Below are 14,193 nucleotides of genomic sequence, written 5' to 3' on the forward strand. Positions count from 1 at the left end.
TGATGGCGTTCACCGCCACTTGCTCGTAGGCCGGAAACAACCCGGCCGCCCCCACCCGAATCACGTCGTCGAGAAACAGCACGTATCGCTCTTCCCCTTCGTCGGGCAGGCGCACAAAACGGCCGCCGTGGCGCTTGGTGGGCAGCTCCATCAGCAGCACCCGCTCGGGCTCGGCGCCGGATTTGGGGTCGCGGAGCTGGCTGAGGTGGAAGGTGAGGTAAACGGTCTGGTCTTTCAGAAACAGGTGGTGCAGGGTGTCGTCGAGCACCACAGGCGAGAGCAGGTCGCGCACCTTGTCCTGGAAGTAGCGCGTGGCCCACTCCCGCTGCTTATCCGTCAGTTCGGTTTCGTTGAGCAGGTGAATGTGGTGGGCATTCATTTCGGGCAGCAGCCTGCTCCCGAAACGTGTTGCCGAACTCTTCCTGCTGCCGGGCCACTTCGGCCAGCACCTTGCGCAGCTCCCGCTTGGGGCTATCAGCGAGCTGGGCGCGGGTCTTTTTCTTCAGCTTCACCAGCCGCCGCAGCGTGGCCACCCGCACCTTGAAAAACTCGTCGAGGTTGCTGCTGAAGATGGCCATAAACTTGAGGCGCTCCAGCAGCGGCACGGTAGGCGTCTGGGCTTCTTGCAGCACGCGGGCGTTGAAACGCAGCCAGCTCAAGTCACGGGAAAGGGTTTTCAAATTGCTAAGGGCAAGGGTGAGGGGCGACGCGCGGGGACGAGGCCCTGCGGTCGGGTTCTCTTTACGGTTTTATGCGCCGGACAGCTACTTCCTCTTGTTGCGTCCCTGCTTGCTCCCGCGGCCGGTGGGCCAGCACCTAGCTGTTGTTGCGCGGGTAGTCGTAGAAATAGAACTCGGCGTTCACCTTGCTCACTTCGGCCCAATGCTCGCAGTCGAAGCGCAGGCACACCACCGCCGCCGTGGGCATCTCCTTGATGGGGTTAGGCGACAATGCGTTGGCTGTTTCGGTGATGGTGGGGTTGTGGCCCACGAGAAGCACCGAGCTAGCCGAATCGGGCAGGTGGTGGATAATATCCACAAGCTCATCGACTTCGGCCCCGTAAATCCCCGGCTCAACCACGATTTTATCGTGCGGGTACTCCATCTCGCGGCCCACCAGCACGGCTGTGCTCATGGCGCGCACGGCGGGCGAGCTCACCACCAGGTCGGGATGAATCTGGCGCTTGGCCAGGGCCTGGCCCATGGCGGGGGCGTCGTCGCGGCCCCGGTCATTCAGGGGCGCTCCTGGTCGCTTAGCTCATCGAAGTTCCAGCTGGATTTGGCGTGGCGAAAAAGGTACAAGGTTTTCATGGGACGAAGCTAAGGGCGTATTGCTTACCTCAGGTATTGCGAAAAGGTTATGTAGGGGGCCTGGAAGCAAAAAAGAGCCGCCCACAGGGACGGCTCTTTTTGAAAAACAGGCGGTTGAACTGGTCCGAGTACGGCGCGGCTCAACCACACTATTCTTTCTCGAAACGCTGATGCGTCACCTCACCGCCGTTCGAAACGCGGATGTAGTACAGGCCTTTGGGCAGCGCAGCCACGTTCACCTGGCCGGCGCCGTTGTAGCGGGCTTCGGTCATTTGGTGGCCGCGCAGGTCGTACACGCTCACCGAGTAGGCACCGCTGGCTTTAGCTGCGGCTTCTACGTTCAGCACGTCGGTAGCGGGGTTGGGGTAGAGCGTAGCGGCCGTGGTGGCCACCGTGCGCAGCGCCGTAGCCCCCGTCGAGGTGAGCAGGGAAGCGCGGGCACCGCCCGAAACGAACAGGGCATCCATGCGGCTCGACTGGCCCGCGGTGAACATGTACATGCACCGGTCATAGGTGTAGTCCATGTAGTTCATGCTCATGTCGCCCTGGTTCGAGCAGGTAACGTGGGGGAACTGTGGGCAGCCGCCGTTGCTGGTTTGCTGGGTGGGGGTGTCGGCCACCAGGTCGTTACCGCAGGTGGCATCGCCCCAGATGTGGCGCAGGTTCAGCCAGTGGCCCACTTCGTGCGTGGCCGTGCGGCCCAGATTGTAGTTGGTAGCCGTGCCGTTAGGCACTGAAGAATACAGGCACACCACGCCGTCGGTAGCGGCCGGGCCGCCGGGAAACTGGGCGTAACCGAGCAGGCTCTGGCCCAGGTTGCACAGCCACAGGTTCAGGTAGCTGCCGGCGGGCCAGGCATCGCTGCCGCCTTTGCTGGTGTACTTCACAAAGTCGTTGCTGCTGAACGAGCGGGTTTTGGTTTGCCGACGCACGATGCCCGTAGTGGCAGCGCCATTGGGGTCACGCTGGGCCAGTACAAAACGCACGTTGGTGGCCGATGCCGTGAAGATGGAGGGCGTTTGGCTGGCATCGGCATTGGCCTTGGCGAAGTCGTCGTTCAGCACCTTAATCTGAGCCGCTACCTGAGCGTCGGTCACGTTCTGAGCCGCGGTGTTGTACACCACATGCACGACTACCGGAATGGTAACTACGGTGGCCGTAGTTGTAGCCCGCTTGAACATGGTGGGCTGGGCCATGTACCGCTTGGTCATGGCCTCGATGGCTTCCATGCGCTGGGCGCGCTGCGGGTCGGCTGCAACCTGGCTTTCGAATACTTCCATGGTCGCGCAGGCGCGGCCATTGATGGTGACTGCCTCCTGGGGAGCTCGGGTGGCGTCGGTGCGGTTTTGCGGGTTTTGCTGCGCCAGCAATGAGGTCGCGCTGCCCAGCAGGGCCAGTGCGGAGAGATAAATCTGCTTCATGTAGCTGTTGGAAATAGGGTTGGGGAAAAGGTGAAAAAATGAAATTAACAGATTGTCAATCTACATATTTTTCTTGACTATCAACGCCTCCAACGCAGTGAAAAGCACAAGGTTAAGCTTATCTACATGCGATAAATTGCAATAATTTCATTTAAAATTTATTTTGCTGCCAATAAACCGCTTTTTCAACCGACTGCACCCAACCCGTCTTGCCAGCAGGCATTTAGCAAAAGCCAAAATATTTTGTTCGGCTCATTAAGGAATTGAGCCGGGGCCCGGGGCCACAATAAAATCGGGCCGCCCCCGGAAGCATACCGGCGATAACGCGGCAAGCTTCCGAAGGCGGCCCAATGGCTACCGAGGCGAGTACGCCCCTATCGGTTTAAAACAGGAAGTCGAACCCGACGAACAAGAGCTTCTCTTCGCCCACCGAATACGTGGCGTTGATGACGGCCTGCTTGAGAATGTCGACGTACACGCCGCCGCCGAAGCCGCTGTGCAGGGACGAGAAGCCCTTGCGCGTGTCGTTGTCGGAATACACCCGGCCGGCGTCGGCCAGGCCCAGCACGCCCGCTTTGCCCGGGAAGAGGTAGGCGTTGAAGGAGAACAGCTGCAGGCGGGCCTCGAAGTTGCCGTACAGGCTGCTGCGGCCGGCGTAGCGCGTGCGGCGGTAGCCGCGCAGGTTGGTGGTGCCGCCCAGGGTGTTGGCCTGGTAGAAGCGGTAGTCGCCGATGTTGCGCGTCACGCCCAGGCGGCCGGCGTACGTAATCTGGAAGGGGAAATTAGGCGTGAGGTAGGCCCGGATTTCTGAGCTCAGGCGGCCGAACTGCAGCCGCTCGCCGTTGAGCTGAAAGTTGTACTGCGCTTCGTTGTACCAGCGGATGCCGATGCGCGGGTTCTTAGGCGACGAGGCCGCGTCGATGTTGAGGTAAAACAGGCCGCCGAGGTACTGATTGGTTTGGAAGTCGGTAGCCCGCACGCCGAAGCGCCGGTTTTCGTAGGTTACATCACCATCGTGGCTGGTGAGGCTGTCCAGAATAACGCTGCCGATGGGGCTCTTCTCTACCCGGAACTGGTCGTACTGCGGCCCAAAGCCCGCCTTCAGGAAGCTAAACAGGTTGCGCTCCAGCGTGGGCGCCACGGTCAGGCGCGTGAAGCGCACGCGGTACGACTCGTTTACGGTGCGAACCGTCACCACGCCGCGGTTGCGGTCGGGCGAGGCCAGGTTGGCCGTGTTGTTGCCGATGCCGAAGAAGTTGTAGAGCAGGCTGCGGGCCGTAGTACTGGGCGTTCAGGTGCAGGTCGTACTTGCCGATGAGGCGCGTGAACTGGCCGGTGTAGCGTAGGTTGTAGGCGTCGCGGGCCGGGGCAAAGTTGGCCACCAGGGTTTGCTCGGAGGCAAACGGCTCGCGGCGGAAGCCGTAGCGGCGGTGCGTGATGCCGCCGCCCAGCAGCAGGCCGTCGTCGATGTTATAGCCAAAAAACAGGGCCGGGCCGGTGTAGTTGAGCCGGTAGTCCTTCAGGTCGTAGCGCTTGGGGTGGTCGTAGCGGCTCACGTCCACGCCAGGCTCCAGGTGCAGGCGGGCCTCCTTGCCCACGTTTACCACGTTGCCGGTGTCGGCGTCGTATACCTGGGTTTTGTGGCGGAAGCCGGCCACGCGGCTCTGGTCCGTGATGGTGTCGCGGCCCGTGCCGCCGATGATGCGCAGCTTGATGGCTTTGTTGACGTCGCCCTTCACCTCGTACACGTCTTTGCCGCTGATGCCGTAGAGGCGCAGGCTCCTCGGTCACTCCGTACTCGAGCTCCCGGTCGTAGAGGGTTTTGCTGAGCTGGCCTTCCTTCGTGATTTTGCGCACCGTGACGTGGGTGTTGCCGTTGGGCAGGCGCTCCACCACGAATTTCTCGTTCTTCTCGCTGCCGCGCACTTCCACGATGCCGGCCACCACGTTGGCGTACTTGGCGGCGAGGTCGGGCAGCAGGTCACGCCGGCTCTTGAGCTTGGCAATGATTTCGGGGCCGTGCAGGTCGTAGATTTCCTTGGGCCACCGCTCACGGAAAGCCTTTTCGATGACCTCATCGGTGAGGTGCTCCTTCATATAGTTGGCCTGCGCCACCCACTGCTCCCGCGTCACGCGGCCAAGGAAGGTGCGGTCATTGGCCATGGCCGTCAGGTTCAGGCCCTTGTAGTCGGCGTAGTCATAGCCGAAGTTCTGGAAGTTGCGAATCGCGAACTTGCGGCTGGCAAGAAAGGGCAGCACGCCATCGCCCTTGAAGAAGGCAATGTCGCGGTCTTCGGGCACGGCCGTGAAGGTGCGGTCGCCGTCCTTGCTTTTCTCCTCGGCCCAGCGCCACTGGTCTTCGTGCCGGTCCCAGTCGCCTATCCACATATCAAAGAGGCGCGAGCGGGCGAAGGCTACCTCGTTCACCTTGTGGTCGTTGTCGGCCAGCACGCGCTCGAGGACCTTGTCGGTGCCCACCAGGTTTTTGGAGTAGCCCAGGCTGGCCACGTTGCTGTGGTCGTCCTTGGCGTCTTCTTCCAGGGCCGCGGGGGTGTTGGCAAAATCGCCGTAGTACTGGCCCAGCAGGGGGTCCTGCGGGATGTACACCCGCTCGGGGTTGGTGTGCAGAATGCCAGCAGCGGTGCCCAGCGGCGGCAGCACAAACGAGGCGTAGGGGTGCTGGGCCGAAATCTGGTCCTGCAGCACGTCCTTGGCAAAGCCGGAGCGCAGGGCCTCGGGCAGCACGGCGGCGGGGTCTTTGTCGATGCCGCGCAGCGAAAAGAGCTGGGCGGCTTCGTTGCGCAGCTTCAGCGAGGCGGTTTGCTTGCCGCCGCCCGTTTTGTAGGGCACCAGCCCGCCCTTGGCCGTGGCCAGGTCCAGCACCGGGAATTTCACGGGCGTGGCCCACTCCTTGCGGTAGTGCTCACCCAGCAGCCAGTCGTGCAGGGCGCTGTGCTTGGCGTAGCCGGGGTTAATGGCCACCACCACGCTGCTGTCGCGAAAATCAGCCCGCGTCGCGGGCACGGGCGGAGCACTCGGGCTGGCCAGCTCGCTATTCTCGCGCACTTTCTGCTTATCCAGCGGCGTGCGGGGCGCTACCGGCTCGGCCGTGGCCACCAGCCCGGTGGTTTTGGCATACAGCGGGGTGGTACACCAGCCGGGCCCGCTCGCCCTTGCCTTCGGGCACGAAGTACTCGGTCCACACCTGCCCGTCGTCGTAGTAGTTCACCCGGGCAAAGCCTTTCTCTTTGTCAGAAAACAGGGCCGCGCCGCCGTCGCCGGGCTTCACGTGCTGGGTTTTGCAGCCCGAGCCGCTCACGATGTGGTGCGTGGTGCCTTCCTTAAAGTACTGCAGGTTGTGCTCGTGGCCGGCGGCGTACACCACGTTGGGATACTTGTTGAAAATATTCAGCAGCCCCTGCTTGTAGGCCTGGTAGGCCGGGTAGGCCAGGTCCTGGCTTATGCCGCCGTACTTGCGGGCAAATGGGTAGATGGACCCGATGATGGGCAGCGGCAGAAATGCGTACTTGCGCACGATGCTGAGCGGGAAAATGTGGTCGCCGAGCGTGAAGTAGCCGCCGTGCACGCCGTCGCTGAACAAGGGATGGTGGCCCACCACCATGATGTTCTTGTCGGCGTTGCGCGCCATGATGTCTTCAAGTTGAGCCATGAAGTCGGTTTCGTCGTCGACGCCGCAGCCCCCGTCGGCGCCGTAGGGGCGCTCGCTCTGCTGGGTCAGAAACCACTGCGAGTTGATGGTGATGAGCACCAGGTCGTCCTGCAGGCGGATTTCGTAGGGGCCAGGGCAGCCGTTGCTGGGCGTGATGAAGTCGCCGGTGTAGGAAAAAGCGGTCGAGTCCTTGGCCATGTAGTTCTCGGCAAAGCGCTGCTCGCGCAGCACCTGCTCGAGGCCGCCCTGCAGCCCCTGCTTCCAGTCGTGGTTGCCGGGAATCATGTATTTCTCGCCCTTGTAGCCGCGCAGGATGTCCATCTGGTCGCGCAGGCGGCGCTCGGCTTCCTTGCGGTCGTAGGCGCCTTCTTCGGGCATGCCGTACTCGTAGATGTTGTCGCCGAGGTAAATCGTGGTGCTCTTGGCCCCGGCCGCCATCATTTGCTTGCGCATGAAGTTGAGCGAGGCTCGCCGCCTTTTTCCGCTTCGAGGGCTTGCCCACGTCGCCAATTAAAAACACGGTGTACCGGATGCGGCTGCTGTCGGGCGGCGTTTTGGACTTCCAGTTCACGCCGTCGCCGCGGTAGTTGGGGCGCGAATTTTTGGGGTTCTCGCTGGACTCGCCTTGGGCCAACGTGCTAAAGGGGAACGCCAAAACCGCGCAAAGCGTTAGCAGCACGGGTCGAAAGCGGAAAAATAGGGGCATAAATAAGATAAAGGTTGGGCTGCAGAAGCCCCGCCGCGGGGTACTGAAAGTAAACTTACGACCGGCGCGGGACCGGCCTGCTAGGGCCCGTTACGCAAAGCACAGCGGTGCGGTTAGGTCGCGGTTTTTTAACTTCCGCCCGACGCTTCGCGTTCAATGCCGGCAAGCCCGCCGGATGAACCAGCCGTAGCTTAGCCTGTCATGGAAGAACTTACCCCCGATACTGTCGAAACTGCCCCCGCTGCTGCCCCGGCCGAACCGACAGCATCGCCCGCCAAAGCGGCTCCCCGGCCCTGCCCGCCGCGCCCGATGGTGGCGCCAACGACCAGCCCACCAAAGCCAAGGCTTCGCCCTTGGTAAAAGAGGCGCAGGCCTACGTCACCGAGCTTTTTGGCCAGGAGCTGGCCGCCAAACTCACCTACCACTCCCTGCGCCACACCGAGGCCGTGGTGAAGGAATGCCGCGCCCTGGCCCCCGCCGCCCACCTGAGCCCCGACGACACCGAGGCCCTGCTGCTGGCCGCCTGGTTTCACGACACCGGCTACCTCGACGTGTACGATGGGCACGAGCCTGCGCAGCATGGAGCGGGCCCGCGCCTGGCTGAGCGAGCACGGCGTGAGTGCCGAGCGCATTCAGCTGGTGCAGGACCTCATCATGGCCACGCACCGCGACTCGGAGTCGGTAACGGAGCTGCAAAAGCTGCTCACCGACGCCGACATGAGCAACCTCGCCCGCGACGACTTCCGCTCCAACGCCGAGCTGCTGCGCACGGAATGGGAGCTGGTGCTGGGCAAGACCTACTCCAATACCGAGTGGGCCGAGCTGCAGCTCAACTTCATGCAGGAGCACAAGTACGAGTCGGACGCGGGCAAGGAGCGGTACCGCAAGGACTTCAAAAAGAACCTGGCCGAACAGCGCGACCAGCTCAAGAAAACCGAGAAGAAGAAAAAGAAGAAAAGCCTGGAGCTGATTGACACCTTCGCCGACCCCAAGCGCGGCGTGGAAACCATGTTTCGCACGATGTACAGCAACCACATCAAGCTCTCGGACATGGCCGACAAGAAGGCCAGCATGATGATTTCGCTGAATGCGGTGCTCCTCTCGGTGATTATTACCTACCTGGGCGCCAAGTCGTCGGCCCTGGGCCCGGCCTTCACCCGCAACCCGGTGCTGGCCATTCCCATGGGCATTCTGCTGCTCACTTCGCTGGCCTCGGTGGTCACGGCCATCCTCTCGGCCCAGCCCGACGTGACGAGCTTTAAGTGGCTCAAGAAACGCCCCGAAATCGCGACCAATCGCCGCGTTAACCTGCTCTTTTTCGGCAACTTCACCAAGCTCAGCCTCGACAATTTCCAGAACGGCATCCGCGAGCTGATGCAGCAGAAAGAAGGCCTCTACACCAACATGGTGACCGACGTGTACTACCTCGGCGAGGTGCTGGCCCGCAAGTATGGCCTGCTGCGCACCAGCTATTCGGTGTTCATGGTGGGGCTGATTCTGACGGTGCTGTCCTTCATCATCGTGCTGCTGTATAAGTCGTAGGTGAGCATTCGGCAGCCGCGCCGCGTTCTTACCTTTGCGTCATGGCTGCGTAGTTCAACGGATAGAATAGGCGTTTCCTAAACGCTTGATATGAGTTCGATTCTCGTCGCGGCCACATAGCATATTTGTTTCTAAAAAAGGCCGTTTTCGACTCCGAAAGCGGCTTTTTTAATACTCAGCCGCCTGCTCCGCTCCCGCCAACTGCAGGACAAATGCCATTCACCCCGTGGCATGAAGAAGCACTTGCCCCCGCTGCGTACCATTGTCTTCTACCCCGTCGACCCGGCCTCGGGCCAGTATGCTTTTGGCAGCCCCCTCGTACACAGCGCCGTCCTGCACCTCGAAAAAGTCCAACGCTTCACCATCCAGGTCAAAAACCAAAGCGCCAAAAACGTCTACGTGCAGCAAGTCACCATCAATGGGCAAAAGCTGACGTAGTCGTTTCTGGCGCAGCAGGACGTGGCCAAGGGCGGCTTGTTGGTGTTCATGATGGGCGCCAAACCAGCCAAGAAATACCAGAACCCATGCGAATCAATGAGCGCGAAATTTGGCTAGTTCAATACAATACAGAGAAGAACTGGCTTAAAGAATTACCAAGTCAAAACTGGCTATGTATTCTCTGTGTAGAGGAAACGCCAAGGCGTTATCTTGATGAAGTACTTGCGAAAATCATAAACCAAGATGTCTGCTATGTGTGCACCATCGGGGCCCAATGTGAGTTTGTGCACGACCTATTGGATGAGGAAATATGCTATCGAGAAGTAGAAGAGCCTCCCTTATGTCTTCCTAAATACGACATTATAACTACATGGCATAATGATTTCGATGAGGGAATTTGGTTTGCTATTTTCGCCGCGTATGCGGATGCTGTCGAAATAAAGACAGTAATCATATTGGATATGACAGCAGGAAAAGAGCAGGAGAGAATCAAAGAAATTTTGAATGGAATAGAGAATGAGAACATGAATACTTAAACCAAGCCGCCCGCCCCAAGTGGAAGTGGGCGGCTTTATTTCAAACCCTCAGAAACTCAAGTCCCCGGCGTCACAGCCGGTCTTGACTGCGCTTCGACTAATACCCCCACCCCCGCCATGCTAGTAGCCGTCCTCAAAACCCTCTTCGACCGCGACCTGAACAAGCTGCGCCAGGAAATCGAAGCATACCAGGACGAAAAAGCCCTGTGGCGCATCGAGCCGGGCATCAGCAACTCGGGCGGCAACCTCTGCCTGCACCTGCTCGGCAACCTCAACACCTACATCGGCGCGGAACTGGGCCACAGTGGCTACGTCCGGCACCGTGACCTGGAGTTTTCGGCCCGGGACGTTCCCCGCACCGAATTGCTCGCCGGCATCGCCGCGACACGGCGCGCGGTGGAAGCGGCGCTTACACCGCTGGCCGACGAGCAGCTCGCCGCTGAGTACCCCGTGGTGGTGTTCGAAGCGTCCACTTCCGTGGGCTATATGCTGATGCACCTCGCCACCCACCTCACCTACCACCTGGGCCAAATCAACTACCACCGCCGCTTGCTGGACAAGCACCTACCCGGATGCTAGCTTGAGGGTCGTCTGTAGCGCCGTCAACTTCCTTCACATGCCCCCAATGCTTTTGCTGCCTTTGCAGCAAAAGCATTGGGGGCCTTCTTATATGTCTGTATTTAATATTCTTCGACTTATGCCTTTACGGGACTAAAAGACTATAAACTTGAACTACCTTTGGTAGGCTCATATTATAATATTTAACATTGCAATTGTTATAGTATTTGTAAAATTACATCCAGCAGTGCCACTAGTAGAAGCATTGCTTCTACCGGTTCTCTCCCGCAACGGCATGCAGCTGAGGAATCAATTACCGCCTGACTTTCCCAAGCCCATTCCCGCAAGCCAGTGAAGCACAACGTATGAAAATAACTAATTACTCTCTTACTGCGCTTTTGCTGCTTGGGCTGCTGTTGGGCGCCGCCCCACGCGCCGCAGCCCAACGAACGCAAATCCGGGGATTTGTGGACGCGCTGGCCTACTACCAAAACGGCAAAGTAAACTTTGGCCTGGGCGAGCAGGACTTGTTCATCACGTCGGAGATAACCGAGCGGCTGTCGTTCCTGGGGGAAACCGTTTTCAAGTTTTCGCCCGCTTCGCCCACCGATTTTAACATCAGCGTCGAGCGCATTATTCTGAAATACAACTACGCCGGCAACCACAGCGTCTTGCTGGGCAAGCACCACACGCCCATCAACTACTGGAACGACACCTACCACCACGGGCGGGTGTTCTTCCCCACCATCGACCGGCCGCTGCTGTTTGCGCAGGGCATTATCCCACTCCACACCACGGGCGTGAGCCTGCAGGGCCAAAACCTGGGCCGCCTCCGCTTCGGCTACGACGCCATGGTGGGCAACGGCATCGGCTCGGGCGATGTGATGGACAACAACCCGCTCAAGTCCGCGACGCTGGCCGTGCACATCAAGCCCACCGACGGCATGCGGCTGGGCGCCTCCCTCTACCACGATGCCATCTCGAAAGGCAGCACCATGCACAACCACTCGACCGGGGCCCGGCCGGTGGCCCTCACCCGCATAAACCAGGACATCGTGACCGGCTCAATTTCCTACAACGACTCGGTTTTCTCGAAGAAGTTTGAGCTATTGGCCGAGAGCAGCATGGTCAACAGCCGCTCCGACAGCCTCGGCACGCAGCGCGCGGTGGCCACCTACGTCTACGCGGGCCTGCGCCTCACCGACAAGCTCATTCCCTACGTTCGCTTCGATGACATTCGGTTTACCAGCAACCGGGAAGTGTATTTCCTCTCCCGCAACACCCAATCTTTCGTCGGCGGGCTGCGCTACGAGCTGAATTATCTGGCTGTGCTGAAGCTCGAATACCAGCACGCCAAAAGCCCCTTGTACCCCACCCCCGACAAGGTCACCTTCCAGGTTGCCGTTGGCTTTTAATTCGTTATGCATATGGCCTGGGTTTATCGACTTACGTTTTGCTTGCTTTTCCTTATCGGGTACTGCTGCGCGCCGGCGCGTGCGCAGGACCAGAACCTTGCCGTAATTGGCAATGGCAAAGGGGTGCCGCCCGAGATGAAGCTGGCGCAGGCTGAGGTCTACCCTGAAAGGGGAAAAGCTACGCTGGCCCGACGGCAGCAAGGTGGTAATCGCCCTGCTGAAAACCACCACGCCCATCGGCCAGAACACCAGCAAAAAAATCTACAACATGAGCGCCAACGAGCTCAATAAGTACTGGCTGGCGCTGGTGTTCCAGGGCAAAGCCGACGCGCCCAACTTCTTCAACTCCGAAGCCGAGCCTGGCCGAATTCGTGGCGCAAACCACCGGGGCCATCGGCGTGGTCAATCAGCCCGGGCCGAGCAGCAAAACCATTACCATCGACGGGAAGAAATATCTATAAGACTCGCCCTTATACGCCCTGCTCCGCCAGGGCCTGCCTGGTATGGTAAACAGCTCCCGTCGCACGTCCTTCCTGCGCATCCTCAGCCACTTGCGCCTCACGGTCAAGACCAAAATCTGGTTGGCGGTGACGAGCATTGTCGTGTTGTTCTCCTTCTTCGTCCTCTTCTACCTGCCCGTCATTCAGGAGCGCAACCTGCTCAACAACTTTAACAAGGACGTGCAGAACCAGGCCAACACGGTGGGGCTGGGGGTGAAAATTGCCATGACCGAACAAAACTTCCAGGGGTGCAAACCGCCATGGACTTTGTGAAGAAAGACCCCCTCCTGCAATACGTGAGCCTGCTCCAGACCGATACCGCCTGGAACGCCAGCCACACCAGCTTCCGCATCAAGCGAACGGTTTTCAAGACCTACCCCGAAGGAAAGCGGATAGATGTTGACGCCGGCTCCACCGACTCCACGGTGGTGAAGCGGACGCCTTTCCAGACGCCGATGATGACCGGCGAAATCATGCTGGCGTTTTCCACCCGGGAGATTGTGCAGAGCAAACGGCAGATTCGCGTTACCTCGCTGTTTTTCAGCTTCCTGGTGTTCAGCATCGGCATTGGGATTGGCTTTGGCCTGGCCAAAAACATCTCCGTGCCGGTCCTGAAGCTGCGCGATGCCGCCACCAAAGTGGGCCGCGGCGACCTCACGCAGCGCGTGCAGAGCAATTCGCGTGACGAGATTGGGGAGCTGGGCACGGCGTTCAACAAAATGGTGAACGACCTGTCGACGACCCGCCACGAGCTTGAAGCCCGAACCAGTGAGCTGCTGATTGAGCAGCGGAAGTCCGACGACCTGTTGGAAGGTCTCAAGCGCACGCTGGCCGACCTGCGCGAAACCCAGGAGCAGCTCATCCGGCAGGAGAAGCTGGCCTCCATTGGCCAGCTCACCAAAGGGCTGGTAGACCGCCTGCTCAACCCCTGAGCTACGTCAGCAACTTCGCCGATGTATCGACCGAACTGCTGGCGGAATGCCAGGAGCCTGCTCGCCTCGGATGCCTACGCCGACGACGAATACCTCCAGACGGAGCTAATGCCCCTGCTCGCCATGGTTGTAAGCAATACCGGCAAAATCAAGGAGCATGGCTCCAGCCTCACCCGGATAGTCCGGAGCATGGACAAGCTGCTGCAAGTCAAGTCAAACCACTTCGTCGAAGTGGACCTGAATTCGTTCGTTCACGAGCAGCTGGTGGCCTATAGAACTGAGCTGGACGAAGCCTACCGGAATGTTAACCTAGAGTTGATTAATGGCCACAACCCGGAAAATATCTCGGTCAGAATAGTGCCTAGGGAGATGAGCACGGTCCTGTTTAGCCTGCTCAACAATGCGATGTACGCGGTTAACGAGAAATCCTTGCGGGACCCAAGTTTTCAGCCCACGCTCACCATTGCCACGGTCTTTCAGGAGGCCGGCGTCGCCATCCAGGTTCACGACAATGGCGCGGGCATCTCCGCCGTCGAGAAAGAGCAGCTGTTTTCTCCCTTTTTCACCACCAAGCCCACCTCCAAAGGCACTGGCCTGGGCCTGTTTATCAGCCAGGATATTGTCCGGACCCACAAAGGCCACATCACCGTGGAGACGCGCCAGGACGTGCGCACCACGTTTACCATCAACTTGCCCAGCGCGGCCGCCTTGCCGGTGAGCTGATTGCCTGGGCGGGGCCAAAACGCCTCTCCACCAGCAGCGGATGCAACGCTAAATCAGGCTAAGCCCTTACCTAAACCGCGCAAAAGCCCCGCCCGCGGTATCGCAGGCATCAACTTTAATTCCCGTCACGCATACTCGCTTTTAAATGCTGGTTAAAAGGTCGTTTCCTCATTGGAAGTGACCTTTTTCTTTTTTAACTTCAGGAAGGCCCGCTGACCCCGACCCAACCAGAGCCGTTGCCTGCGGTCGCATTGTCACTCCCAAAACTTTCTTCCTAGCGCCACCGCGCCGCCTTGCCCTTCGCCTGCTTCTGCTTGCATGAGTTGCGGCGCGCCTGCGCCCGACTATTTCGGTGCCGAGGCGGTGCCTTCCCTGGACCGGTGAAGCTATTGGAATTTATCCGCTCATCAAAATTACTACTTTATAAAGTTATATTTAAGCC

The 14,193-nt window shown here is 59.6% G+C and carries 15 protein-coding genes, 1 tRNA gene and 1 pseudogene; 9 read left to right on the plus strand and 8 right to left on the minus strand.

Annotation, left to right across the window (positions count from 1 at the left end):
- Nucleotides 1–40: 40 nt before the first annotated feature.
- The 8 genes and pseudogenes from ACFQT0_RS01625 to ACFQT0_RS01660 all read right to left on the minus strand — a co-directional run.
- Nucleotides 41–379, minus strand: a pseudogene (locus ACFQT0_RS01625) (polyphosphate kinase 1); the annotation flags it as partial.
- The gene (locus ACFQT0_RS01630; RefSeq protein WP_380199828.1) at nucleotides 330–680 is read right to left on the minus strand and encodes a hypothetical protein; all 351 of its coding nucleotides are present in this window, start codon (nucleotides 678–680) and stop codon (nucleotides 330–332) included. The gene ACFQT0_RS01630 and the pseudogene ACFQT0_RS01625, both read right to left, overlap by 50 nt.
- Before the next feature lie 136 nt (nucleotides 681–816).
- Nucleotides 817–1,203, minus strand: a complete 387-nt coding sequence (locus tag ACFQT0_RS01635; RefSeq protein WP_380199830.1) for a SixA phosphatase family protein — start codon at nucleotides 1,201–1,203, stop codon at nucleotides 817–819.
- Nucleotides 1,204–1,459: 256 nt separating this feature from the next.
- On the minus strand, nucleotides 1,460–2,731 hold the full coding sequence (locus ACFQT0_RS01640; protein WP_380199832.1) for a M43 family zinc metalloprotease: 1,272 nt from the start codon (nucleotides 2,729–2,731) through the stop codon (nucleotides 1,460–1,462).
- A gap of 382 nt (nucleotides 2,732–3,113) precedes the next feature.
- Nucleotides 3,114–3,926, minus strand: coding sequence for a BamA/TamA family outer membrane protein (locus ACFQT0_RS01645; protein WP_380199834.1), 813 nt, complete (start codon nucleotides 3,924–3,926; stop codon nucleotides 3,114–3,116).
- Nucleotides 3,927–4,201: 275 nt separating this feature from the next.
- A complete protein-coding gene (locus ACFQT0_RS01650; protein WP_380199836.1) occupies nucleotides 4,202–5,848 on the minus strand; it encodes a hypothetical protein in 1,647 nt (548 codons plus the stop codon).
- Nucleotides 5,805–6,854, minus strand: a complete 1,050-nt coding sequence (locus ACFQT0_RS01655; RefSeq protein WP_380199838.1) for a metallophosphoesterase — start codon at nucleotides 6,852–6,854, stop codon at nucleotides 5,805–5,807. Before ACFQT0_RS01655 ends, ACFQT0_RS01650 begins: the two co-directional genes overlap by 44 nt.
- A gap of 444 nt (nucleotides 6,855–7,298) precedes the next feature.
- Nucleotides 7,299–7,673, minus strand: coding sequence for a hypothetical protein (locus ACFQT0_RS01660; protein ID WP_380199840.1), 375 nt, complete (start codon nucleotides 7,671–7,673; stop codon nucleotides 7,299–7,301).
- Here ACFQT0_RS01660 and ACFQT0_RS01665 point away from each other — a divergent pair.
- The 9 genes from ACFQT0_RS01665 to ACFQT0_RS01705 all read left to right on the plus strand — a co-directional run bounded on the left by ACFQT0_RS01665 (nucleotide 7,666) and on the right by ACFQT0_RS01705 (nucleotide 13,751).
- Nucleotides 7,666–8,649 (plus strand): Pycsar system effector family protein, encoded by a 984-nt coding sequence (locus tag ACFQT0_RS01665; RefSeq protein WP_380199841.1) that lies wholly within the window; start codon nucleotides 7,666–7,668, stop codon nucleotides 8,647–8,649. The genes ACFQT0_RS01660 and ACFQT0_RS01665 overlap by 8 nt on opposite strands.
- A 43-nt stretch (nucleotides 8,650–8,692) precedes the next feature.
- Nucleotides 8,693–8,764: transfer RNA gene (locus ACFQT0_RS01670), tRNA-Arg, on the plus strand.
- 116 nt (nucleotides 8,765–8,880) lie between these two features.
- On the plus strand, nucleotides 8,881–9,087 hold the full coding sequence (locus ACFQT0_RS01675; protein ID WP_380199843.1) for a glycoside hydrolase domain-containing protein: 207 nt from the start codon (nucleotides 8,881–8,883) through the stop codon (nucleotides 9,085–9,087).
- A gap of 86 nt (nucleotides 9,088–9,173) precedes the next feature.
- On the plus strand, nucleotides 9,174–9,623 hold the full coding sequence (locus tag ACFQT0_RS01680; protein WP_380199845.1) for a DUF7684 family protein: 450 nt from the start codon (nucleotides 9,174–9,176) through the stop codon (nucleotides 9,621–9,623).
- A gap of 117 nt (nucleotides 9,624–9,740) precedes the next feature.
- A complete protein-coding gene (locus tag ACFQT0_RS01685; RefSeq protein WP_380199847.1) occupies nucleotides 9,741–10,202 on the plus strand; it encodes a DinB family protein in 462 nt (153 codons plus the stop codon).
- Nucleotides 10,203–10,579: 377 nt separating this feature from the next.
- On the plus strand, nucleotides 10,580–11,596 hold the full coding sequence (locus tag ACFQT0_RS01690) for a hypothetical protein (protein WP_380199849.1): 1,017 nt from the start codon (nucleotides 10,580–10,582) through the stop codon (nucleotides 11,594–11,596).
- Nucleotides 11,597–12,099: 503 nt separating this feature from the next.
- The gene (locus tag ACFQT0_RS01695) at nucleotides 12,100–12,369 is read left to right on the plus strand and encodes a hypothetical protein (protein WP_380199851.1); all 270 of its coding nucleotides are present in this window, start codon (nucleotides 12,100–12,102) and stop codon (nucleotides 12,367–12,369) included.
- Complete coding sequence (locus ACFQT0_RS01700; RefSeq protein WP_380199853.1) at nucleotides 12,345–13,028, plus strand: HAMP domain-containing protein; 684 nt, start codon at nucleotides 12,345–12,347, stop codon at nucleotides 13,026–13,028. Before ACFQT0_RS01695 ends, ACFQT0_RS01700 begins: the two co-directional genes overlap by 25 nt.
- 21 nt (nucleotides 13,029–13,049) lie before the next feature.
- Nucleotides 13,050–13,751 carry a sensor histidine kinase gene (locus tag ACFQT0_RS01705; RefSeq protein WP_380199855.1) on the plus strand — a complete coding sequence of 234 codons (702 nt, stop codon included), beginning with the start codon at nucleotides 13,050–13,052 and terminating at the stop codon, nucleotides 13,749–13,751.
- Nucleotides 13,752–14,193: the final 442 nt, after the last annotated feature.

Source organism: Hymenobacter humi, assembly GCF_042665855.1.
Classification (GTDB): domain Bacteria; phylum Bacteroidota; class Bacteroidia; order Cytophagales; family Hymenobacteraceae; genus Hymenobacter; species Hymenobacter humi.